This window comes from Pseudomonas massiliensis, from assembly GCF_000826105.1.
Lineage (GTDB): Bacteria > Pseudomonadota > Gammaproteobacteria > Pseudomonadales > Pseudomonadaceae > Aquipseudomonas > Aquipseudomonas massiliensis.
On the sequence record NZ_CCYK01000007.1, the window covers coordinates 1,599,102 to 1,623,382 of the forward strand.

A 24,281-nucleotide genomic window follows, 5' to 3' on the forward strand; every position below is an offset into this window, starting at 1 on the left:
GGGAAGGTGTCAGGCGAAGGCTGGCAGGCTGAACTTAAAATAATGCAAACGCAGGGTTTCAGACAATTATCCCTAGGGATAGGTAAGGGCCTTTTTTCGTCGCACGCTGAACTTGTCAAGCATCGATTCAATTGAAAATAGGACGGTGGACTGCCAAAGCAGAGCGCTATACGGCCATCTGCGCATTAAAGTTCTCCAGAGGTTGCACCGGTATAATCAACGCTTCGCCACCGCTCGCCCTGCATGGACTCAACAATGATCGGTCAACTGGACAGCTCCCGGGTACTTGCCCAGCCGCTTCAATTCGATGAGGCCTGGTTGGCCCGCTGTACCCTGAGCCTGGTTCGTCGGGAAGGGGATCTGTCCTACTGCGAAGTCCGCGACCCGCTTTTCAACCGATGCTGGGAGGGGGTTCGAGTGTCGGTGCAGTCGCCGTGCGCCTGTCATCAATTGGAGCGGCAACACCAGCTGGCCCTGGATGCCGCCTGGGCGCAGGTACCACAAGCGCTGATCCGGACCACCGATGGCTTGCTCCTGCTCTTTGCAAAAACCGAAGAAACGCGTTTCTCGGAGATTTTGCAGACCAGCCCGCTTCCATTGGCTCGGGTGCTGAGCATCATTCAGAAGGCAGCCCGCGCGCTGTCCAACGCCCATGCCAACGGCATCATCCACGGCAACCCTAGGCCTGTCCATATCCTCGTGGGGGAGGGCGACCATGTGCGGCTCAGCGGCTTCCAATCGACCGCGCTCGTTGCTACCAGTCATTTGCTCCCGACCCTGGAGCAATGGCCCTATGTGGCGCCGGAACAGATCCGGCCGTCAGAGAGGGTTTCAGATGCCAGAAGCGATCTCTACGGGTTGGGGGTGGTGCTTTACCAGGCGCTCATCGGCCACCTGCCGTTCGAAGCGAAGGACCCGGCCCACTGGATGCACGCCCACCTTGCCATTCCCGTCTCGCTTGGCGCCGTGGATGAGGCGCGTGTGCCCCAGATGGTGCGCCAGATAATCCTCAGGTTACTGGCCAAGGATCCTGGGGCGCGCTATCAGACCGCCGATGCCCTGGCCGCCGACCTGTCCCACTGCATCGCACAATGGGAGGCCACGGCCTCCATCAAAGACTTCGTACTTGGAAGAAACGACTTCAAGCCCGGCTTCTCCAGGTCGCAGCGCCTGTTTGGTCGCGAGTACGAAAGCGAGCGACTCAAGGGGGCCCTGCGCCGGGTATCTACCACCGGCGTCTCCGAATTGTTATTGGTCAGCGGTGCGCCTGGGGCGGGAAAATCCGCACTGGTCAGCGATCTTTTCCAAGGGCAGGGCAGGCATTGGTGGGCCAGTGGCAAGAGTGACCTGCTGCAGCGTCAGGTACCCTATGCTCCCCTGGCTCAAGTGTTCCAATCCTTGGCCAGCCGCGCCCTCGGACGCTCGGAAGAACAGCTCAAAACGATACGCCAGGCCCTGCTCAAGAACCTGGACGGCAACGGCCGCCTACTGACCGAACTGGTGCCGGAGCTTGAAACGGTGATCGGCCGCCAACCTCCGCTGACCGAGCTGCCGGCGCGCCAGGCTCAAGGGCGGGCGACCCGCACGCTACTGCGGGCGTTGGCAGCGTTCCCTAGCGAGGGAGAACCGCTGCTGCTGTTCCTGGATGACCTCCAATGGGCTGATGAGTCCACGCTTCTGCTGCTCACGGCCTTCCTCAACGAGCCGCCAGGCAACGTCTTGTTGATCGTGGCGTATCGTGACAACGAAGTGGAGGCGTTGCGTAGCCACGGGCAGTTCCTCGATCACGCTGCCCAGCGCAACATCACCCCTGCTTCGGAAGTGTTCCTGGAGCCGCTGTCCAGCGAATCCGTGGCGCAACTGATGAGCGCCTCGCTGGCGTTGCCCATCGACGACGCCCCGCACCTGGCCAAGATCGTAGCTGCCAAGACGGCTGGCAACCCTTACTTCGTACACCAGATCGTGCGGGCGATGGTCGACGATCGCATCTTGCGGGTGGACGCCGCCACCGGGCATTGGGCCTGGTCTGCGCAGCAGGTGCGCAAGCATGAATATGCCGACAACGTGGTTGACCTGATGATCGAGCGCCTGGATCGGTTGCCGGTAGACCAGCGCGAGCTCATGCGCCTGGCCAGTTGCGTGGGTACCCGTTGCGATCAGGCACTGCTGTTGCACATCAGCGACAAGTCCCCTGCCCAGACCTCCAGACACCTGGAACCGCTACTCTCGGCCGGGCTGCTGATCCACGATGAAGGCAGTTACACCTTCCCCCACGACCGCTTGCTGGAGGCAGCCTACAACATGGTGCCCGTGGAACAGCAGGCAACCCAGCATGGCCTGATCGCCGCGGCGATGCTGGAAGTCTGGAGCGAACGGCCGGGCGACCGCGCGTTCGAGATCGCCAACCAGATCCAGCGTGCCTCCCTGCACACCATTGCTTCGCAGTACCGCATACCCTTCACCCGATTGCTGATCGCCGCCGCCGAACGTGCCAAGGACGCCGCGGCCCTGAACCAGGCCAGCGGCTATCTGGCCACGGCCATTGGCCTGCTAGAAGAGCCTGGCTGGGGCTTCCAGTACGTAGATTGTTTCGAAGCGCACCGCCTCTATGCCGAATGCGAGCTGCAACTGGGACACCTCCAGGCGTCCGAGGAATTGATCTCGGCGGTATTGCTCAATGCCTGCGCCCCTTATGACCAGGCCATTGCCTATCGCCTGCAGGCCACCCTCAAAACCTTGCAGTCGGACTACGAAAGCGCCATCTCCGCGGCACTGGCTGGGCTTCGCCTGCTGGGCGTGGATCTGGACCGGCATCCCAGCGAGGCGGAAATCGATCGTTCCTACGCCGTCATCAGGGAGCTGATCAGCGCCCGTCCTGTCGAAGAGCTGGGCCAGCTCACGCCTTGCGCGGACCGGGTATTCATCGCCTCGGTAGACCTGCTCAGCGCGCTGTTCTGCACGTTGTTCATCGAAGGAGGCCTGCGTTTCACCCACCTGGCCAAGATCGTGGAACTGACCCTGCGTCACGGCTCGGCCCCGGCTTCGGCCCAAGGCCTGGCCTGGTTCGGCGTGGTACTGGCAGACCGCTTCGGTGCCTATGCCCAAGGCCTGGCCTTCGCACAGGCAGGCCAAAGCATGGTGGATGCCCGAGGCTACGAGCATACGCGGGCGGCGACCCTGGTGGCGATGGATCGTCTGTCACCCTGGACCCTGCCACTCAAGAGCGCGCTGCAAAAGGCCAAGCAAGCCATACACGCGGGCCAGGCGGGCGAGAACATCAGCATGGCCTGCTACGCCTGCTACCACGTGGCTTCGGATCTGCTCATCATGGGCGAGCGCCTGATCAAGGTGGAGGAAGAGATCTCCCGGGGCCTGGCGCTGGTCCGCCAGTACCAGTACGCCGACGTGGAGCAGATACTGCTGGCGCAGAAGCAGTTCGTTACAGCCATGCGTCATGGTCGTGGCACCAGGACGGGGCCGGCCAGCACCGAGGAAGGAAGCCTGCCGCTGCGCCCACTCTCTAGTGGCACCTCGCAGACCACCGCGTTCTTCAAGCATCTGTACGCGGGCATGACCGCATACTTCTACCACGACTTCGTCAGCGCGATCGCCGAATTCGATGCGGCCGAACGCCTGGCCTGGGCCATACCCGGGCATATCAACCTGGCGGATTTCTACCTCTATTCAAGTCTGGCCAAGGCTCACCCCGACGCCCCGGGCGAGCTACCTGGCAAGCTCGGTTTACTGCAAGCGACCCGGGAGCGCTTCGCCAGCTGGGCTGCGATCAACCCGGCCACCTTCAAGAGCAAGCTGATGTTCATCGAAGGCATGATCGCCATGCTTCAGGATGACGACATGCATGCTATCCGTTGCTTCGACGAATCGGCCATTGCTTCGGCGGCGGCCGGCTTCGTCAATGAATACGCTCTCGCGCACGAGATGCTGGGAACCGCCACGGGCAAGAACGGCTTGATCTCTGGCATCACCCTCCACATGCGTGTGGCGCGGGACTGGTACAGAATGTGGGGCGGGGACGGCAAGGCGGACTGGCTGGAAAGGAAATTCTCCTTCCTGGCCAGCGAGCCTATCGTGGAGCATCGCCCCTTCGCCGAGCCTGGGCTGGACCTTGCCGTCAGCATCCAGACGGCCAAAGCGCTGAGCGAAGAGGTGTTGCTGGACCGCCTGGTCGTTACCTTGATGAACCACCTGATGGTCCAGGCTGGCGCGGACCTGGGCGTGCTCTACGTGGTCCAGGCCGGCAAGCTCAATATTGCGGCTTCCGGCAGGGTGGCCCAGGGTGAGGTAGTGATCGACCTGGACAACCTTTCCCAGGCCGAGGTGCCCGCTTCGGTGCTCAACGCGACCTTCCGTACCCGCAAGGCGTTGGTGCTGGACGATGTGCATATCGACTGCCCGGAGGCGTACCGGGATGACTTCGTGCTGCGTCATACCCGCTCCGTGCTGTGCATGCCCTTGCTGCGCCAGGGGGCGGTGCTGGGCCTGGTGTATCTGGAAAACAGCCTGTCGCCGGGGGTCTTCAACGAGCAGCGGCTATCGGTGCTGGACATAGTCGCGACCCAGGCCGCCGTTTCCCTGGATACCGCGCGGCTATATGAAAAACTGGTGGAAGAGGCCCATCTCAAAGCTCAAGTGGAGAGCGAGCTGAGGCGGTCCCGCGAGGCGCTGGCCCGCAGCGCGCACCTGACGGTGATGGGGGAGCTTTCAGCGTCAATCTCTCATGAAATCAGCCAGCCGCTGCTGGGTATAGTCTCCAATGCCGATGCCAGCCTGATGTGGCTCGCCCGTGAACAGCCTGATATCGAAGAGGCCATACGCGGGCTGGAGGACATACGTGCCGATGGCGCCAGGGCGACCAACATCGTGCGCGCCTTGCGCCAACTTGCCAAGCAGACGCCGCCGCAACGCCAGCCTTTCAGGCTCGATGAGCTTATCCGGGAAGTCTTGCGGTTGACCGCAGCGGACCTGGAGCGCCAGAACGTTACCCTTCAAGCCAACCTGGAACCGGAGCTGAGCGTCAACGCCGACCCAGTGCAGATTCAGCAGGTGGTCTACAACCTGATCAACAACGCGGCCGAGGCCGTTTCGCTCAACAGTGGCGTACGGGTCATCCAGATCCATGCCTCGCGTGATGGAGACGAGGCGCAGGTCCGGGTGGATGACAACGGCCCGGGTATCGCGGTCGAAAACCGCGAACGGATCTTCGAGGCCTTCTTCACGACCAAGGGCACCGGCCTGGGCATGGGCCTGGCCATCTGCCGAACCATCATGAGGGCGCACGGTGGCAACCTGGTGGCCGAAGACAATGAGCAGGGCGGTGGACGCATTCGCTTTTCGCTATTGGCGGCAGGCCTATCGAACCCGCCCCTGGTGTGATCGTCATGGGGGCTGGACAGCACAGCCATACAATCCCGGCGTAAGCGTTTTCTTTAGGCTGGCCCTGTCTATCTCGCGCTTTGCAGCGAGAGATCCACTCCCAGCCAAAGGCCCTTCATCATGCTTTCGACGTTCATCAAACCCACCCTCCTGGCACTTGCGCTGACTGCCAGCGGCTATAGCCTTGCAGCCCCCGCATCGGTGGCGGTAGCGCCGCAATACGACACCACTCATGTGTATGTGCAGCCCGCCGAGGTGGACCGTTTCGTCCAGGCTTTCCTGGCCACCTTCGGCGGCAAGAGCACCCCGCAGGTGGTGGTGAACGTGTTGCCAGTCCCTAGCAGCACCACTTCCCAGCTGCTGCAGACGCCGGTAGGCACCGTCTCGCTGTTCGGCTTCAGCACGCCCGTGCCTTACCCTTTTGGCAGTGAGCGAAATGGCTATCTCGTGCGGGACATGGACGAAGCGCTCGCTGCTGCGAAAGCCAGCGGAGCATCAGTGCTGGTGCAGGATTTCCCGGATCCGATCGGGCGCGACGCTGTCATCCAGTGGCCAGGTGGTGTCAACCTGCAGCTCTATTGGCACACCAGGACACCGAACTACACGCCCTTCGCCCACGTCCCCGAAAACCGCGTGTATGTGGCCGCAGACCGGGCGGATGCTTTCGTCAAGGCGTTCCTGGCATTTTCCCATGGCAGGCTCGAGAGCGATGATCGGCACGCCGCAGGCGAACAGGTCGGGCAGCCCGGTAAAAGCTTCCGTCGCCTCAGCCTGAACTCGGACTTCGGCAAGATGGTAGTACTGGCCACGGACGGGCACCTGCCGTACCCCTACGGTCACGAGAACACGGGGTACGAGGTGGACGACCTGGCCGCCACCCTCATAAAGGCCCAGGGAGCAGGGGTGAAGGTATTGGTCCCCGCAGCCGAACAGGCCGGGCGCCGCGCCGCGCTGGTGCAATTCCCGGGGGGCTACGTGGCGGAGATCCACCAGTCGACCCTCCAGAAAAAGTCTTGACCGGGGAATGATGCCCATGCGGCCCAGCCATACCCGCAAGACGCTGGCGTGGGCCTTGGCAACGCTCTGTTCACTGGAAGTTTCCAGTGGCCGGGCCGCCGAGGCCGCGAGCGCGCCTCAACGACCAGCGATCAAGGCCAACCGCTGGCAGGAAGACTGGTCACCCCTGGCCGACCCCGCCGTGCGCACCGCGCCGCTGGACGGGCTCAAATACATTCCGCTGCCGGGCCTGGGATCCGCTGCCTACCTCTCCCTGGGCGCCACCCTGCGCGAGCGCTACGAGCTGAACGACGCCAACGGCTTCGGCACCCGGGGCCAGCGTGATACCTGGCTGATCCAGCGACTGCAGGCCCATGCCGACTTGCACCTCGGCGAACACTGGCGCCTGTTCACTCAATTGGAAGATGCCAGGGCCTTCGACAAGCGCAGCCTTGGGGGCGCGGACCAGAACCATCTGGACCTGCGCCTGGCCTTCGCTGAATACCAGGCCAGGGTGGGCGACGATACCTTCAAGGCGCGTGTTGGCCGGCAAGATTTCGCCTTCGACCTGCAGCGGTTCATCTCCAGTCGCGATGGGCCCAACGTTCGCCAGTCTTTCGATGCACTCTGGGCTGACTGGGAAACGCCTCAATGGCGCCTGATCGGCCTGGCCAGCCATCCGATGCAGTATCAGGACGAGCGCCACTTCGACGACAAGTCCAACAGCGCCCAGGCTTTTCATATGCTGCGTGTCGAGCGCTTGGTGGGAGGAAAGAACGAGCTCTCCGCCTATTTTGGAGTGTATGAAGAACAGGACGCGGGTTACCTGGATGCCGAGGGCGACGAGCGCCGGCCTGTATTCGACGCACGACTGGCCGGCAGTGCGAATGGCTACGACTGGGATCTGGAAGGCATGCTGCAACGCGGCACGGTGGGCAGCAAGCGCATTCGCGCCTGGGGTGGTGGCACTCGCCTCGGTTACACGTGGCTGCAGGTCCCCTGGTCGCCGCGCCTGGGCTTGCAGCTCGACGCGGCCTCCGGTGACCGCAACGCCGGAGACGGCAGCCTGGGCACCTTCAACCCGCTGTTTCCCAACGGTTACTACTTCTCCCTTTCGGGTTATACCGGCTACAGCAACCTCTACCATGTGAAGCCTTCCCTGACCCTCAGGCCGGCTACAGGGCTATCGATCATGGGGGCAGTAGGCCTGCTATGGCGCCAGACCACAACCGACGCGGTCTACACCCAGCCGAATCTACCGGTGGCCGGCACGGCGGGGCAGGGCGGGCGCTGGACCGGCTACTACGACCAGCTGCGTGCGGACTATGCCTTCACTCGCAACTTGTCCGGCGCCGTGGAAGCTGTTCACTACGAAGTCGGCCATGTTCTGCGCGACGCTGGAGGGCATGACAGCAACTACCTGGGCATGGAACTCAAATTCAGTTGGTAGCGTTGCGCTGCCGCGCTACCGACAACAGGCTACCAACGGACCTTCAACACCTTGTCGCCAGCACCTGAAAGCCGCGCCGCCTACCATTCTGATGACGGGCAACGTAACTCAGGTCGCCATCGACCTGTGCGGTCTGGGGGGCTGTAGGTGCAGACGAGCGTTCGCAGACCAGACGCGGACTGGGCGAGGTATCCATCAATCCGCTGGGCCTTGCCTTGGGTTGTATCAGCGACGCCCTAGCCTATGCGGGCGTCGGCGTGCACAGCCTGTTGCTGCCGCTGGCCGTGGCCGCCTGGATGCGGTGCTGGCCTACCGCGGCCGAACCGCGGACTAGAGTCGCTCGGCACTGTCAGAGGCGGGGGAGCACCCAGGCGCCTGGCCCGGTGATGGCCAGGCCGCCGAACAGGATCGCCAGCAGCCAGGCAAACTGGCCTTCCTCCAGTGACCATTGCGGGTGAACGATCACTAGGGCTATCGCAAGCACCGCCAGGACAGGCAGGCAGGCCAGCCGCGCATAAAACCCAGCGATCAATAGCAGCGGGCAGAAGACTTCCGCGAAGACGGCCAGGCCCAAGGTCAGGGTGGGGCCCAGACCAAAGGGGTCTTCGATCCGGAGCAGTTGCTCTTGCCAATGCATCAACTTTGGCAAACCGTGAACGGCCAGCAGCAGTAGCGCGGCCGCCACCCGCATGAACAGTAGACCCGTGTCCACAGCATTGTAAGCGCGAGCGTGCATGGGTGAACTCCATCAAGGTTCAAAGTGACAGCCGCCCTAAAACGAAAGCCTCGACGCTGCCGGCTGCGGTTAAAAGAGGCCTAGCGCACCAGCACTTCCAGCGCGTTGGCCATCTTTTGGCCATAGTCAGGATCAGCCTTGACGAAATGCTGCAACTGCCGCTGCACCTTGTCCTCGGTCACGCCCTGCATGGCGCTGGCGATGTTGCTGATCAGCAGTTGCTGCTATGCCGGGCTCATCAGCCTGAACAGGGCACCGGCCTGGCTCTAGTAGTCGCTGTCGGTACGGTAATCATAGCGAGTCGCGGCGCCACTGAGGGCAGTCCCGGCTCTGCATAGGCCGGCACCTGCCTGGGTATTTCGCTTGGCGCACCGAGGGCGGTGGTCAAGGGTATGGGTATCGCTCACAAGAATTCTCCGCTTAGAAAACCCTTATGTTCCGATAGCATGGACGCTGGCCGCTTGCCCGGTTGTGCTTAATTTGGCGTGCACAGCGGCAAGCTAGGATGGTCGCGCGATCGTTCCTGGCGTAAACCAGTGGGAAGGTCCCGCCACTGCGCTTCAAGCGCAGCCGTCAACACCGGGGATTGAGCTGGTGTCGGAAGGGGCTTCGCGCCACACTTTGGCGCCTGCCGCAGGCTCGGCAGGCTACCCGTTCATTAATGATGGTCCAGGTTACATTCCATCATTCCATCATTCCATCGGCTGCATCGTCGAACCGTGCTGGGTAGTCCGTGCTCCAGCAGGCCATGCATCGGCGCGGAGCTGCGCAAGCAGCATGGCCGCAAGCCCCTTACCGACCGTACGGTCAACAGATGACAGGCGTCCGCAGCCTGGCACAGCGAGGGCGCTTCGTCATTGCACCGGCGTGATAAGCGTGCCGTCTTCGAAGAACTGACGCAGGTTGGCGAATACCAGGTCAGCCATGGCCTGGCGAGTCTCCTGGGTGCCGCTGCCGATGTGTGGTGCCAGCACCACGTTATCCATGGTCATCAAAGCCTGCGGAACATGAGGCTCGTTTTCGAAGACGTCCAGCGCCGCGCCGGCGATCTGCCCGGCTTGCAAGGCCGCGACCAGGGCCTGCTCATCGACCACCGAACCACGGGCGACATTGATCAGGTAGCCTTCGGCGCCCAGTGCCTGGAGCACCGAGGCATCGATCAGGTGCTGGGTATCCGCGCCGCCGGGCACGATCACGACCAGATAATCAGCGGCCCGGGCCAGGGCCTTCAAATCATCGTAATGGGTGTAGTCCACTCCGGCATAGGCCTGGCCACGACGGTAATACGCAATGTTCATATCGAAGGCGGCGGCGCGACGAGCGATGGTCTTGCCGATCTTCCCCAGCCCCACGATGCCACAGGTCTTTCCGGTGAGCTGGCGCCCCAGCGGGAATTTCCCGATGGGCCACTGACCGGCGCGCACGAATCGCTCGGCTTCGCTGATGCGGCGGGTCAGGCACAGCATCAGCGCCATGGCGGTTTCAGCCACGGCATTGTTGAGCACATCAGGGGTGTTGCTCAGCGCAATGCCTCGGTCGCTCAGGTAGGCTACGTCGATAGCGTCGTAGCCTACACCGAAACTGCAGACCACTTTCAGATTGGGCAGCTGTTCCAGAACCTCGATTTCGGTCCCCAGCACGCCGCTGGTGACCACGGCGCTGATCTTGTATCCGTGCTCTTGGCCCCAACGGGTCACGTCCGTGATTTCGGCCCGATTATGGATGCGATAGTGCTGCTCGAGATTCGCCATCAGGTTAGGGTTCAGGGCCCCCCAAACCAGAATATCCACGCTTGTGTCCGTCATGCATTGCTCCATCGAGGCGGCACCATTCCAGGCCGCGTAATTGAAATCACGCCGTCTGACCACTGCTGCCAGGTCATGGATCCGGTTCGTCGCGCTCCAGCTTAGCGTCTTTTCGGTTGCCTCGTGACCTTCAGCAAGCCGGATCAGCCATGGCAAGCCTGACAGTGAAGATCACTTCGCCATCGATCTCCCGTGCCGCGATCGAGCCGCCATGGGCCCGCGCGATGGCATCGCAGATGTAGAGGCCCAGGCCAAGCCCGTCGCGATTGCCTTGCTGGTTGGTGGTGCCCTTGAGAGGCGAGAACAGATTGGCCAGGCGTGTCGGGTCCATGGGCGGCGCGGGATTGCTGACCGAAAGCGCCAGTTCGCCATCTTCGACATCCAGACTCAGGCGCGCGCGGTTGCCGTTGCCGTGCTGTGAGGCGTTGCCGATCAGGTTGATGACAACCTGAGCCACTCGATCCGGATCTACGTCGGCATGCAGGCCCGGCTTGATGCTTCGTTCCAGGCGCAAGCCAGGGTAGGCCAGCTCCGCCTCGCTGGCCAAGACCTCCAGCAGGACGGACATGTCCGTCACGGTTTTGCTCAGTGCCATGCCGAGGCCCGCCTGTAGCCGACTCAGCTCCATCACATGGCTGACCAGCCGGGTCATCCGTCCGGAAGATGTGGCAATGCTCTGGCGCAAGCGAGCCGTCCGTTGCTCGCTGTCGGAAAGCATAGAGGCGGCCATGGTGATCGACTGCAGGGGAGTGCGCAGGTCATGGCCGAGCGCGGCGATCAATAGCTGGCGCATTCCATTGGTGTGACTCACCCGACTGAATACGACGTCCGCCAGGGCCTGGCGCAGGCGCTCGGCAATGGCCCGGTCGGTTCGTGACCAGGGCGTGGCCTGACCTCGTACCACTTCCTCCCAGGCCTCGAACGAACCGCGCGGCGTAAGCCGCGGCCCGGAAGGCCCGGTATCCACGATCTTCTCCGGCTTTCCACCCCAGCGAACGTGCTCGACCTGTTCGCTGCGAAACCACATGATCCAGCCGTTTTCAACCCGGTCGAAGCGCACCGCCATCACACCGCACAAGCCTTTGACCGGCGCCGGGCCAGGCCAGCGATCAAGCGTGTAGAGGTCCTTGTCCCCGAGCATGGACAGGTAACCGTTCATTTCACGGGCGGCTTCGTCCGCTACTCCGCGAAGCGTTTGCACCCGGCCCTTGAGGCACACGGCTACGTCCTCGCAGTCGAGCAAGTGGTCCAAACCCGGGGTCGAGTGGCAAAGGGCGGCCAGCAGGTCTTCGGCATCGTGCAGCCCTTCTTCCAAGGCATGGATGCGGGTCTGCGCCAGGTTCATGGCTTCACCTTCCTGCCATTGCTCCAGGCGCTCGACCAGGGCCGCGCACATTTGCGAAATCATGGAGAACGATAGCCTGACCGAGTAGGCCAGGGTCTTGGCCTGGTAGTGATGACAGGAGAACAGCCCCCACAACCGACCCCCGACCACAATGGAGACACTCATGGACGCATGGACGCCCATGTTGCTCAGGTATTCGCAATGAATCGGAGAGACGCTGCGCAGCTCACAATGGCTCAGGTCGAACGGCTGGCCATCTTCCCGCAAGCCCGGCACCAGGGGGGAAGGGCTGTAGGCCACGTCGGCGATCAGCCGGGTAGGGTTCTGGATATACAGGTGGCGGGCCTGCCGCGGGATATCCGAAGCGGGATAACGTTGCCCCAGGTAGGAGACCAGCCCTGGCCGGTGAGCCTCGGCGACCACTTCGCCGGAGTCGTCCGGGCGAAAACGGTAGGCCATGACACGGTCATAGCCGGTCAGTTCTCGGATATCCGTGGTCAGGCGACTCATCAGGATCTGCAAGTCCCGAGCGTGACGGATGCGGGCGATGATCCGTTGCGCGTCGGCCGCCAGGCTGAAAAATGCGTTCTGGGCCAGCGGCTGAGGCTCGAACTCGACGTAAAGCAACTGCTGGAAGCGGTGAGCTATGACATCGAAACCGTACTCGCCCACAGTATACCGGCCGCTGTCGCTCCAGCCGTCTTCACCGGCCAAGCCCGCCTGGACCAGCCCGCCCAATTGCGCGAGCAAAGGCACCGGAAGGGCCTGGCCGGGCGGGGCGTCCACGCCCAGGTGTCGCTCGAAGTTAGCGCTACGGGTCAGTACTTGCCCGTTCCGACCCAGGGCGACCAGCGCCCCATGGGGCTGGATAGAGCCTGGGGTATGGATGGGCTCACTTTCACAGTTCGCGAGGGTGATCTGGCCGGGTAACACATCGGGCATGGCGGGCCTTATAAGTGCGAGGGTCGGAACCATGGATGGGCCATGACGCTTTGTAGGACACCGTATCGGTGGACCCGTGCCCTGGATGATAGCAAATCAAGCATGGCTCACAGGAAACGCTTGTCTGGTTCCCGCTTCCGGCAGCGCCTGGAAGCGTAGCGAGTAGGCGCAGGCATTGCGCTAACGGGGGGACATCAGCCGGGCGATCGGGCGAGGCGCAGGGCGAGGGGTTTCATCACGACCTCGCCTTGCCCATACTGGGCTGACCGCCAGTCAGATCAGCCCGCGCATGTCTACCGTTGCTTCCGCCGACACCCAGGCCACTGTACTGGCCTATCACCTGGCCTGGAAACGCCGGGACCTGGAGGCCATCCTCGCGCTCTATCATCCCGAGGTGCAATACAACGATTTCTTCCAGAACCGCTGCCTGAGCATCGGCGAACTCCGGGACTATGTTTCCCAGACCTTGCCAAGGCAGGCCGAAGACTACCTTGAGCACACCGACCGCATACGGGTCGATGGCGACACGGCCTTCATCCAATACCAGACTGCGCTGGCGGGCAGTGGGCAGCGGGTAGTGTTCCGCTCCAGCGAAGCCATCACCGTTCGCGACGGGCTGATCTGGCGCATCAATGAGTACGCTTCTCTGGTCCGGGCGCCGGAGTCGACCTTGGCTGACAGCCAGCGTGCACCTGCCATCAGCAAGTTGGGGCTTTCGGCCCGCCAGCTGAGCTACATGGCACGGGACCTGAATGATTACTTCGAACGCCAGCGGCCCTTCCTTGACCCCGAGCTGAGCCTGCAAGCCGTAGCCCGCGCCACGGGCTACAGCCGTAACCAGATGTCCTACCTGCTCAATCAGGTGCTTGGCCAGAGCTTCTATCGTTATGTCAACCAGGCGCGCCTGGCCTACCTGCTCGGCCAATGGACCCAGCAGGGTGAAACCCTGGCCATCGATGAATGGGCCGGCCGGGCCGGATTCAACTCCACCTCCGCCTTCTACAAGGCGTTTCGCGCCGGTACTGGCACCTCTCCCAAGGCCTGGCTCAAGGCGCATTGCGCGCGTACCCGCAGATAAGACAGTCAACGCAACGGCTGCTTACACTCTTGCCGAATCGACGAGTGAGGTAGGGCATGACGGGTTGGCGCGGGGTGAGCTTGTGGATGGATCAACTGGGGGAGCCCCTGACCGCCCGCCCTGCCTTGTCCGGGGCGCTTCAGGCTGACGTCGCCATCATCGGAGCCGGCTATACCGGGCTATGGACAGCCTATTACCTCAAGCGACTGGCGCCCCACCTTAAGGTAGTCATCCTTGAGGCCCAGACCGCAGGGTTCGGCGCTTCGGGACGCAATGGCGGTTGGCTGATGGGCAATCTGCTCGGTGAGGACCGCCTGCTTGGCGGACTGCCTGCCTCGGCGCGGGCCGAAGGCTTTGGGCTATTGCAAGGCATCCCGGACGAAGTCGCCGCTGTGTGCCAGAGGGAGAGGATCGACTGCGACCTGCGCAAGGGCGGGGTGCTCTATTGCGCCGCCCGCTATCCTGAGCAGGAGTCACGCCTGCGTGGCTACCTAGAGAGCTACCGCGCTCTGGGCTTGGGCGAGGCTGATTATCGCTGGCTAGAGCCCAGTGAGCTAAGCGCGCAACTGAACGTAGCCAATGCCTATGGCGCGCTCTACTCCCCCCATTGCGCGACGGTGCAGCCGGCCAAGCTGGCACGTGGCCTGGCCAGAGCGGTGGAGCGGCTGGGGGTGACCCTCTTCGAGCGAAGCCCAGTCGTCGCCTGGGGCCCTGGCAGCGTCACTACGGCCACGGGAGAGGTACGAGCCGACTGGGTGGTACCGGCTGTCGAAGGGTATTCCAGCGAGCTTTCACCTCTGGGCAAGCACCAGTTGGCCGCGCAGAGTCTGATTGTCGCCACCGAGCCCTTGTCGGAGGCTACCTGGGCAGGTATCGGCCTGGCCCATGGCCAGGCGTTCAGCGAGAACAGCAGGCAAGTCACCTATGGGCAGCGCAGCGCGGACAACCGCCTGATATTCGGCGCGCGCGGGGGCTATCGTTTCGGCGGGCGGCTGCGTCAGGACTTCAACCTCACGTGCCAGGAGCGCGCCTTGCGCCAGCAGCTGTTCAGTGAGCTTTTCCCGGCACTGCGCAATGTCCGGCTTACCCATGCCTGGGGCGGCAACCTAGGCGTTGCCCGCCGCTTTCACCCACACATGCTTGCCGACCGCCGGCAGCAGGTGGCGCTGTCTGGCGGATACGGGGGGGAAGGTGTCGGCGCCAGCAACCTGGGCGGTCGCACCCTGGCCGACCTGATTCTGGGGCGTGAGACAGCCCTGACCCGTCAACCCTGGGTAGTGGGCGACCGCCCCCTGTCCTCGCTGCCTCGCTGGGAACCCGAACCCTTTCGATGGCTGGGCTACAACGCAATCATCCGCAGCTTCGTCCTGGAGGACCGCGTTCTCCGTAACCCCGTTACGTCGCCCTGGCGCCGCCGCATGGCCGAGGGGCTGGCCGGCGCCATGGAGCGGCTGATGCATAGCAAGGAGCCTTTCTCATGAAGATCGACCATTTCCCGAACACCGCCGCCGTTGCTCTCGGAGACCCGGGCCCGGTGGGCCTGCCCCTTGGCGAGCCGGTGGCCCGAGTCGCCAGCCAGAGCAGCACGCGCGACGATGGCGTGGAGGCCGGAGTTTGGGAATGCACGCCAGGCCGCTGGCGACGCCAGATCATTCAACAAGAGTTCTGCCATTTCATCCAGGGGCGCTGCACCTTCACCCCGGACGGCGGTGAGCCGCTGCACATCCAGGCCGGCGACGCGTTGATGTTCCCCGCGAACACGACGGGCACCTGGGATATACAAGAAACCGTTCGCAAAACCTATGTGCTGATTTTCTAACTGCCCCTTCCAGAGAACCGAAGAATAAAGGTCGAGGTGTCAGATGTTGAAGTTCATCGCTCCATTATTGCTGGCCAGCGTCGCCGCCCAGGCGGCCGATACGGTGAAGATCTACAACTGGAGCAGCTATATCGCGCCCAATACCTTGCAGGACTTCACCGCTGCCACCGGCCATCCCACTCAGTACGATCTCTATGACAGCAACGAGATGCTCGATGCCAAGCTGATGGCGGGGCATTCAGGTTATGACGTGGTCTTTCCTTCCAATCACTTCATGGCCCACCAGATCACCGCCGGCGCGCTCAAGCCACTGGACCGCAGTCGCCTGCCCAACTGGCACAACCTCAATCCGGCCTTGCTCAAGGCCCTTGAGGCCAATGACCCCGGTAACCGTCACGGCTTTCCTTACCTGTGGGGCAGCACTGGCATCGGCTACAACCTGGACAAGGTCAAGGCAGCGCTGGGGGACGTGCCGGTCGATTCCTGGGATGTCATCTTCAAGCCGCAGAACATGCAGAAGCTGGCCAAGTGCGGCGTTGCCTTCCTGGATAACGGCCCGGAAATTCTGCCCATCGCGCTCAACTACCTGGGGCTTCCCCACCACAGCAAGAGCAAGGCGGACTATGACAAGGCCCAGGCCCTGTTGATGAAGGTGCGACCTTACATAAGCTACTTCCATAGCTCCAAATACACCGCAGACCTGGCCAACGGTGACCTCTGCATGGTGGTCGGCTTTTCGGGCGATGTGATGCAGGCTGCGGCTCGGGCCGAAGAAGCCCACAATGGCCAACGAATCGCTTATGTGATTCCGAAGGAGGGCTCACCCATGTGGTTCGACATGGTCGCCATGCCTGCCGACGCGCCTGATGAGGCTGCCGGCTATGCGTTTCTCAACTACCTGCTTGAACCCAAGGTAATGGCGCAGATCAGCGACGCGGTGCATTACGCCAACGGCAACGCCGCCGCCGACCCGCTGGTGGACCCGGCGATTCGCGCCAGCCCCATGGTGTACCCGCCCGAGGAGTTCATGCAGAAGCTGTTCGTCCTCGAAGCGATGCCGCAAGCCATCGACCGCGTGCGCACGCGGGTCTGGAGCACGGTGAAGAACGGCGGCTGACCCGGCCACAGGCTCCAGCCGTTCCGGTCGCGCTCAGGCTCGGTCGCCCGCCTGCAAGGGCCGGGGGGCGGGCCAGGTCCGCCCGCCGCCACAGACACCCTGAACTTTTTTTCGCGCAGGTCGAACGAACCACCTACGGCGCCCGCGAGTCGACTTGAAGGTATCCGCATCGCGAACAAGGAGCTTTCATGAGGTCATTCCACCGCGCGACCAGCCTGGCCGTCTCCATCACCCTGGCAGCCATCTATGGCTGCTCCACGGCGCAGCAGGCGCCGCAGCCTGGATTGCCCACCTGGAGCTGGGAGGCGGTCACAGCCAGCCGCGAAGTGCCTCCAGACCAGGCTTATCCCGAACTGTTCCTGGCGGTGCAGCAGAGCGGCCTGTTCACGGACCAGAAGCACTTCGTCGACGCGCTGCCCAGGCAGGCCCCGGCCGACATCCGCGCCGCCTACCTGAGCCAGAAGGACCAGCCAGGGTTCGACCTCAAGGCCTTCGTCAGCGCGCATTTCGAAGAATCAGGTACAGCCGATGTTCAACCGCCCAAGCCCGGAGCCGATCTCAATACCCATATCAATGACCTCTGGCCGGTGCTCACCCGCCGCTATGAACAGGTGCCGGCCTACAGCAGCCTGTTGCCCCTGCCTCGCTCCTTCGTGGTCCCGGGCGGCCGCTTCCGGGAAATGTATTACTGGGACTCCTATTTCACCATGCTCGGCCTGGCCGAGAACGGGCGCACCGCTCAGGTGCGCGACATGGTGGACAACTTCGCCTACCTGATTGACACCTACGGGCATATTCCCAACGGGAACCGCACCTACTATCTGAGCCGTTCGCAGCCCCCGTTCTTCGCCTACATGGTGGACTTGCTCGCCAGCCTCGATGGCCCGGCGACCTACCAGCGGTACCTTCCCCAGTTGCAAAAGGAATACGCTTACTGGATGGAGGGCGCGCAGGGCCTGAAGCCGGGCGAAGCGACCGCGCATGTGGTGAAGCTTGCCGACGGTGCCGTGCTCAACCGCTACTGGGACGCCAGTGACACGCCGCGCCAGGAATCCTGGGCCGAGGACCGTGCCACGGCGGCCCAGGCGCCGGATCGACCGGCCGCCGAGGTGTACCGTGACCTGCGCGCCGGTGCGGAAAGTGGCTGGGATTATTCTTCGCGCTGGCTGGGTGACGGCCATACCCTGGCGAGCATTCGTACGACCGCCATCGTGCCGGCAGACCTCAACGCCTTGCTCTTCCATCTGGAGCAGACCATCGCCAAGGCATGCCAGCAAAGCGGCCAGGCCAGTTGCACGGCGCGCTACAGTGGTTGGGCCCAGGCGCGGCAAAAAGCGGTCGAGCGCTATCTGTGGAACCCGGCCGGCTTCTATGCAGACTATGACTGGAAACAGAAGCACCTCAGTGACAGCATCACTGCCGCCAGCCTGTATCCGCTCTATAGCGGGCTTGCCAGCCGCGCCCATGCCGAGCAGACCGCGGCCAGCGTCAATCAGCGGCTAGTCCGCCCGGGCGGTCTGGCGACCACCACTGTCAGCAGCGGCCAGCAGTGGGACGAACCCAACGGCTGGGCGCCCTTGCAGTTGATCGCGGTCGAAGGGCTGCGCAGCTACGGACAAGATACACTTGCGCAGACCATCGGCAGCCGTTTCCTGACCCAGGTACAGGGCCTTTATGATCGGGAAGACAAGCTGGTAGAGAAATACGACATCGAAGGGGGCAAGGGGGGCGGAGGCGGCGAGTATGCGCTGCAGGACGGTTTCGGCTGGACCAACGGCGTGACCTTGCGGCTGCTGCGGCTGTACGGCACCTCCAAACCCAAGACAGCGCCAGAGAACTGAATCGTCAGTTGGCGTGGGGCGAAGCTCCCGGGCGGGCTGTCACGGCTATGGCGGTGAACACCTTCGCGAGCTTCGCCTGGCGGCTCCGCTCGTCTCCTACCTCAGGTATAGGCCGCGTAGACTACCGTCAGGCGCCTTTCACCGTGTCACATCGGTACAGCATGCTGAGGTCCTTGCGCTTCGCATTGAGCTGCGCGGCCTTGGTGGCGCACTGCTCGGCTCGCTTTTCCTCGCGCACGAAGGTTTCGGCGGTCCATACGAATTGCGGCGGCATACAGGTGGTATGCGCCTCACTGGTACAAAAGACGGCATTGAGAAACAAGGCGGGTAAAGGCATCGCGGACTCCAGCGAAATACCGCGCCCTGGTGGCGCGTTTCTGCAAAGAAGACAGCGAAGACGGAGGGCGGTTTCAACGACCACAGGAAATGTTGCAGGTTATGTGACGGGCCTCTAATCTGCGCCGCATATTAATTTCGAGAGTCCCGCCTGGTCGGCAACAGTGTCTGTCACGTGCCATCCTGGTAGGCGATTGTCGTCAGGGCAAGCCTGCAAGCTTTCGAAAGGGAGCTACGCTTGGACAAGCACGGGTGCTAGCGGAGGCTATCCTGAAAACAACGGGCACGCAGTACAGAGAGGCCCACAGGGAAGAGGCGCGATGACCACACGGACGCGTTCGAGTTTCTATCCAGCCGCCCTGGTCACGCTGGTGATCGGCCTGGCGCTGTCCGGCTGCGCCGCCTGGCTGATGGCCCGAGCCAACGAGGCGAGGGTGGGCCAGGCCGTTTCCGATATTGTCCACGACACCACGGATGCCATTTTCAATCGTGTCCAGCTTTACCAATATGGCTTGCGCGGAATTCGTGGCGCGATCCTGAGCGTAGGCGAGGATGCGCTTACCCAGGCTGTGTTCCATCGCTATGCGGAATCCCGGGACGTAGCGGTGGAATTCCCCGGCGCGCGAGGCTTCGGTTTCGTTCGGCGGGTGCCAATGGGAGGCGAGGCGGCGTTTCTGGCCAGGGCCAGGGCGGATATGGGCCCCGAGTACGCCCTGAGCAGTGTCGGGCCGCACGACGGTGATCGGCTGTTCATCCAGTACATCGAGCCGAACCGAGGCAATCGCAATGCCCTGGGCTTCGACATCGCCTCGGAGCCCAACAGACGCAGAGCGGCGCGCGAGGCCATCGATACGGGTGAAGTGCGCCTGACCCAGCCGATTACCTTGATGCAAGAGAAATCCAAGCCGCAGCAATCGTTCCTGATGCTGATGCCTATCTACCGCAGCCCGCGTACCCCCGGCACGCTCGAGGAACGACGCGCGCAATTGGTTGGGCTCAGCTACGCACCTCTGTTGATGTCCGAAGTACTGCAAGGGTTGCGCATTGACCCGCAATGGCTGCACGTGGAGTTGTCCGACGTTTCGAACCCGGACGCGATGCCCGTTACCTTCTTCAATAACCAAGGGCCCAACTCACCGCCCGCTGGGCTTCTTCCTACCCATCTGGAACACGAGATGTTCGGCAGGCGCTGGGCATTCGATTTCAGCGTCACCCCAGCCTTCGTTTCGCGGCAGAGCATCATCGCCCCCGCCTGGGTATGGTTCGTGGGTATCCTGGCCAGCCTCGGCCTCTCCGGCCTGGCCGGCGCCATCGCCATCAGCCGGGCGCAACGCCGGGAAATCCTCTATGCGCGCATGGAACTGGGCGCCATCGTTGAAAGCGCGTCGGACGCCATTATCGGCAAAACCCTCGACGGCATCGTCAGCAGCTGGAACCGGGGCGCTGAACTGCTGTTCGGCTTCACTACGGACGAAGCCCTGGGGCGTCCCATTACCCGCCTGATCGTGCCGGCCGAACGGGTCGATGAGGAAAATGCGATGCTGGCCAGGGTGGCCCAGGGCGAGTTCATACCGAACTACGAAACTGTCAGGGCGCACAAGAACGGCCAGTTGATCCAGGTGTCCATTACACCCTCACCGGTGCATGGCCCCAATGGGCAGATCATCGGCGCTTCGGTGACGGCACGGGATATCACCCTGCAAAAGGCCCAGACCGCCCGCATCCAGGTGCAGAACGAGGCCCTTCAGGAAGCGGTGCACGACAGCCGTGCCACCACCCAGGCCATTCTCGACACCGTGGTCGATCCGGTGCTGAGCATCGATGAAAGCGGCACCGTGCTGTCCTTCAACCCGGCCAGCAGCCGAGTGTTCGGCTATGAGGCCGAGGAGATCATCGGCGAGCATGTCACCCGCCTGATCCCAGCCACGCATTGGTCCGCCTACGAGCGCTTTGTGGCCCGAACCCTGGAAAAGGCGGCGCCGTCTTCTCGCAGCCAGGAAATCCATGGCCTGCGCAAGGACGGTAGCGTCTTCCCCGCGCGGGTATCCGTGGGCCTGAAAAGCAGCGCAGAGTCCCGCGTGTTCGTGTGTGTGGTGACCGACATCACCACCGAGATCAAGCAGCGCAGTGAGCTGCTGGCGGCGCGGGACCAGTTGCTGCTGGCCGCCCAGGCGGCCGCGCTGGGGATCTGGGCCTTCAACCTGGCGGATCGCGCCTTGACCTGGAATGAGCGCATGTTCGAGCTCTATGGCCTGGATCCGGGTCGCGATCGAGTGCTGCACTACGAAGACTGGCTGCAATGCGTCTACCCGGACGACATCGGACGTTGCGAGCAGGCCATGCACGCGCTGCTCCAACACCAGGAACCTTATGAACTGGTATTCCGAGCCCGCCTGCCGGATGGTCGCCTGCGACATATCCAGGCTACCGCGCTTGCGGAGCTGGACGCCGATGGCAAACCACTGCGGGTAACCGGTATCAACCGAGACATCACCCTCCAGCAGGAACTCGAAGACACCTTGCGGCAGGCCAAGGCCAGTGCCGACGAGGCCAGTGCGGCCAAGTCCGCCTTCCTGGCCAACATGAGCCACGAGATCCGTACCCCGTTGAATGCCGTGCTGGGCATGCTTCAGCTCGTGCAGCGCACAGCCCTGGATGCCCAGCAGCGGGACTACGTTGCCAAGGCCCGTCAAGCGGCGCGCTCGCTGCTGGAGCTGCTCAATGACATCCTGGACTATTCCAAGATCGAAGCCGGGAAGCTGAAGCTTGAAAGCTATGCCTTCGAACTGGATGAGCTGTTGACGGAACTGGCCATCATCATCGCCGGCAACCAGGGTACCCGGGAAGTCGAGGCGGTGTTCGATATCGAACCGACCGTGCCATCGCTGCTGGTGGGGGATGCCTTGCGCCTTAAACAGGTGCTGGTGAACCTGGTGGGTAACGCGCTCAAGTTCACTCTGGATGGCGAGGTCATCATTCGGCTGGAGGTGATCGAACGGCACGACGGCCAGGTGACGCTTCGCTTCAGCGTCAGCGACAGTGGCATCGGCATCAGCCCGGAACAGCAGGAGCGCATCTTCGAAGGCTTCAACCAGGCTGAGGCGTCCACCTCTCGACGCTTCGGTGGGACCGGCCTGGGCCTGGTCATCAGCAACCGCCTGGTGATGCTCATGGGAGGCGAGCTGAAACTGGAAAGCGAGGTCGGGGTTGGCAGCCGTTTCTGGTTCGACGTGCCGCTGCAGGTCCAGGATGGTGGCCAGGTTCCTCTGCCACTGCCCGGGCGACGGCTGCCGCTCAGGCTGCTGGTCGTTGACGACAATGCCACCAGCGCCGATGTGCTCTCGCGCACCATCCAGGCCCTGGGGTGGACGGCGCAGCATGCACTGTCGGGCCGTGAGGCGCTGGAACGGGTACGTCGCGCGGCCAACACGACGGCACCCTATGACCTGATACTGATGGACTGGCGCATGCCCGATATCGATGGTGTGGCCACCGCCAGAATGATCCAGGACGCGCTGCCGGAAGCGCAGCGGCCGCATATGGTCATGGTCACAGCCTATGCAGACCAGATATCCAAGGCCGACCCGGTGTCCCAGAAGGCCTTGTTCGCCACGACCCTGAGCAAGCCGGTGACACCGCGCCAGTTGCGCGATTGCGTGCTGGGAGTGGTGGAAGGGCGGCCCATCGCGGCTGCGCCGCCGCCCGAGCGTCAGCCCAAGCGCCTGGCCGGGCTGCATATCCTGGTGGTGGAAGACAACGCCGTGAATCAGCAAGTGGCCAGCGGACTGCTACACATGGAAGGCGCCAATGTCACCCTGGCTGGCAACGGCTACGAATCACTGGCGGCTCTGAACAATGCACCGAACACCTATGACGCTGTGCTGATGGATGTGCAGATGCCGGAAATGGATGGCTTGGAGGCTACTCGGCGTATCCGTCTCGACCCGCGCTTCCAGGGCCTGCCGATCATCGCCATGACTGCCAATGCGTCTAGCGAGGACCGTCAGGCCTGCATCTCGGCAGGCATGGACGACCACATCAGTAAGCCGATCGACCTGGCCGGGCTGGTGAAATGCCTCAACGAACAGGTAGGGCACAGCCGTCTGGAACCGCTGCCCGTGACCGAGCGGCAGGACAGCAACAGCCTGCTCGAAGCCTGGCCCACGGTGACTGGTCGGTTCGGTGGCGATCTGGACTTGCTGCGCAATGTGCTGGACATTTTCGCCACTGACACCCGGGAGCTGCTCAATCGTCTGGAAGGCGTCGCTGCTACCGGAGACCGCGCCGCGGCCCGGGCCATATTCCATGCGATCAAGGGCAGCGCGGCCAATATCGGCGCCAAGGCGCTGTCCGTGCGCGCGGGCAAGCTTGAAGCAAGCCTCGAGCGCGCGGATGCTGAAACCATAGAGGGTGTGGCCACAGGAAGCCTGGCCCGTGAACTGAGTGAACTGCTCGAATCCAGCGAGGAACAGATGCGTACTCGCCTGGGATGAAAAGCGCGGCCGCTGGTCCCGACAAGGGCACCAACCGCAGCCGCGTCGTTCCAATGTTGATATTGGACCAACAGGAGAGCAGAGCATGGCTACCGACAAGCACGACGCGCAAGGGCAGGGCACACAGCAGGCGCCGGAGCGCATTGAACCGGACCTGACCCCGGCGCCAGGCACGCCACGCCCAGGCGCGGGCGCAGGCGCAGGCAAGAACGAGCCTGGCTTCGATGCAGACTCCCCCGACCTGGCCGATCCACAGATAGACCCGCCGCATCCGCCACGAGCACCCAGCGGCCCCGCCGGAAGCACTGAAAAGCGCGGTAGCGGTGATGCCTACCCTCCTTATGAGGGTGCAGGTGAGCCTAAAGGGCGTCATTGACAGCGATGCCGGCCCTGGGCGTACCGGGGCCGGCACTTTTCAGGGTGAACCCCCAGTCTCAACGCTTGGATGGGCCAGGGGCTTGCTCGTAACTGTCGTCCTTGGCGGTCAGGGTCGTCTCCTCTTGCAGCAATTCGACTTCCTCTCCCTTGCCCATGCTCTTGTACTGCTTGCGGATGGTCTTGAGCTGGTGAGCGTCCAGGTCGTCCAGGTTGACCACGGCCATGCGTGCCTCTTTGGTCGCCCGCAGTAGCTCGTCGATCTTGATATGCAACACGTCGTTATCGCGGTTCTGAGTGTTCTGGATCACGAATACCATCAGGAAAGTGATGATGGTCGTGGAGGTGTTGATAATCAGCTGCCAGGTATCGTTGTAATGAAACCAGGGGCCGGTTAGCGCCCATAGTATGATCAATACCAGGGCGGTAGCGAATGCTCTGGGGCTGCCGGCGTGCTTGGACAGGGCCTGTGAGAAACTGGAGAAGCTCATGTGGGTTACCTCGTTGTATTCTGAGGTAATGACAGCTGACCGAGGGCGTTGTCTGCCGCCAGG

Annotated in this window: 16 protein-coding genes; 10 read left to right on the forward strand and 6 right to left on the reverse strand. The window is 63.0% G+C overall.

Going from position 1 to position 24,281, the window contains the following annotated elements; genetic code table 11:
• The first annotated feature begins 255 nt into the window (after nt 1–255).
• From BN1188_RS18140 to BN1188_RS18150, 3 genes are all read left to right on the forward strand, one after another.
• Entirely contained in the window at nt 256–5,394 is a 5,139-nt protein-coding gene (locus BN1188_RS18140) for a trifunctional serine/threonine-protein kinase/ATP-binding protein/sensor histidine kinase (protein ID WP_052469355.1), read from the forward strand.
• 120 nt (nt 5,395–5,514) lie between these two features.
• The gene (locus BN1188_RS18145) at nt 5,515–6,411 is read left to right on the forward strand and encodes a glyoxalase (protein ID WP_040262883.1); all 897 of its coding nucleotides are present in this window, start codon (nt 5,515–5,517) and stop codon (nt 6,409–6,411) included.
• 10 nt (nt 6,412–6,421) lie between these two features.
• Entirely contained in the window at nt 6,422–7,840 is a 1,419-nt protein-coding gene (locus BN1188_RS18150) for an alginate export family protein (RefSeq protein ID WP_040264217.1), read from the forward strand.
• Between the two features lie 349 nt (nt 7,841–8,189).
• Here BN1188_RS18150 and BN1188_RS18155 read toward each other — a convergent pair whose 3' ends face one another.
• From BN1188_RS18155 to BN1188_RS18170, 4 genes are all read right to left on the reverse strand, one after another.
• The gene (locus BN1188_RS18155) at nt 8,190–8,576 is read right to left on the reverse strand and encodes a DoxX family protein (RefSeq protein WP_040262885.1); all 387 of its coding nucleotides are present in this window, start codon (nt 8,574–8,576) and stop codon (nt 8,190–8,192) included.
• 80 nt (nt 8,577–8,656) lie between these two features.
• On the reverse strand, nt 8,657–8,767 hold the full coding sequence (locus tag BN1188_RS22365; protein ID WP_408633615.1) for a hypothetical protein: 111 nt from the start codon (nt 8,765–8,767) through the stop codon (nt 8,657–8,659).
• 663 nt (nt 8,768–9,430) lie between these two features.
• Nucleotides 9,431–10,381: a 2-hydroxyacid dehydrogenase gene (locus BN1188_RS18165; protein ID WP_088776222.1), complete on the reverse strand. Its 951-nt coding sequence runs from the start codon at nt 10,379–10,381 to the stop codon at nt 9,431–9,433.
• Nucleotides 10,382–10,511: 130 nt separating this feature from the next.
• Complete coding sequence (locus BN1188_RS18170) at nt 10,512–12,668, reverse strand: ATP-binding protein (protein WP_040262889.1); 2,157 nt, start codon at nt 12,666–12,668, stop codon at nt 10,512–10,514.
• Between the two features lie 289 nt (nt 12,669–12,957).
• Here BN1188_RS18170 and BN1188_RS18175 point away from each other — a divergent pair, with 289 nt between their 5' ends.
• The 5 genes from BN1188_RS18175 to treA all read left to right on the forward strand — a co-directional run bounded on the left by BN1188_RS18175 (nt 12,958) and on the right by treA (nt 18,523).
• On the forward strand, nt 12,958–13,746 hold the full coding sequence (locus tag BN1188_RS18175; protein ID WP_040262891.1) for a helix-turn-helix domain-containing protein: 789 nt from the start codon (nt 12,958–12,960) through the stop codon (nt 13,744–13,746).
• A gap of 56 nt (nt 13,747–13,802) precedes the next feature.
• Entirely contained in the window at nt 13,803–15,227 is a 1,425-nt protein-coding gene (locus BN1188_RS18180; RefSeq protein WP_040262893.1) for an NAD(P)/FAD-dependent oxidoreductase, read from the forward strand.
• A complete protein-coding gene (locus BN1188_RS18185; protein ID WP_040262895.1) occupies nt 15,224–15,565 on the forward strand; it encodes a cupin domain-containing protein in 342 nt (113 codons plus the stop codon). Before BN1188_RS18180 ends, BN1188_RS18185 begins: the two co-directional genes overlap by 4 nt.
• Before the next feature lie 43 nt (nt 15,566–15,608).
• A complete protein-coding gene (locus BN1188_RS18190) occupies nt 15,609–16,682 on the forward strand; it encodes a polyamine ABC transporter substrate-binding protein (protein ID WP_040262896.1) in 1,074 nt (357 codons plus the stop codon).
• 188 nt (nt 16,683–16,870) lie between these two features.
• Nucleotides 16,871–18,523 carry an alpha,alpha-trehalase TreA gene (gene treA, locus BN1188_RS18195; RefSeq protein WP_040262897.1) on the forward strand — a complete coding sequence of 551 codons (1,653 nt, stop codon included), beginning with the start codon at nt 16,871–16,873 and terminating at the stop codon, nt 18,521–18,523.
• 127 nt (nt 18,524–18,650) lie between these two features.
• Here the strand turns inward: treA and BN1188_RS18200 are convergent, their stop codons facing one another.
• Entirely contained in the window at nt 18,651–18,860 is a 210-nt protein-coding gene (locus tag BN1188_RS18200) for a hypothetical protein (protein ID WP_040262898.1), read from the reverse strand.
• Nucleotides 18,861–19,179: 319 nt separating this feature from the next.
• On the opposite strand from BN1188_RS18200, the gene BN1188_RS18205 reads away from it, so the two are divergent.
• Both BN1188_RS18205 and BN1188_RS18210 read left to right on the forward strand, forming a co-directional pair.
• Nucleotides 19,180–23,352 carry a PAS domain-containing hybrid sensor histidine kinase/response regulator gene (locus BN1188_RS18205; protein ID WP_040262901.1) on the forward strand — a complete coding sequence of 1,391 codons (4,173 nt, stop codon included), beginning with the start codon at nt 19,180–19,182 and terminating at the stop codon, nt 23,350–23,352.
• Nucleotides 23,353–23,437: 85 nt separating this feature from the next.
• The gene (locus tag BN1188_RS18210; RefSeq protein WP_222860580.1) at nt 23,438–23,728 is read left to right on the forward strand and encodes a DUF6021 family protein; all 291 of its coding nucleotides are present in this window, start codon (nt 23,438–23,440) and stop codon (nt 23,726–23,728) included.
• Nucleotides 23,729–23,786: 58 nt separating this feature from the next.
• Here BN1188_RS18210 and BN1188_RS18215 read toward each other — a convergent pair whose 3' ends face one another.
• Nucleotides 23,787–24,218: a low affinity iron permease family protein gene (locus tag BN1188_RS18215; RefSeq protein WP_040262902.1), complete on the reverse strand. Its 432-nt coding sequence runs from the start codon at nt 24,216–24,218 to the stop codon at nt 23,787–23,789.
• Nucleotides 24,219–24,281: the final 63 nt, after the last annotated feature.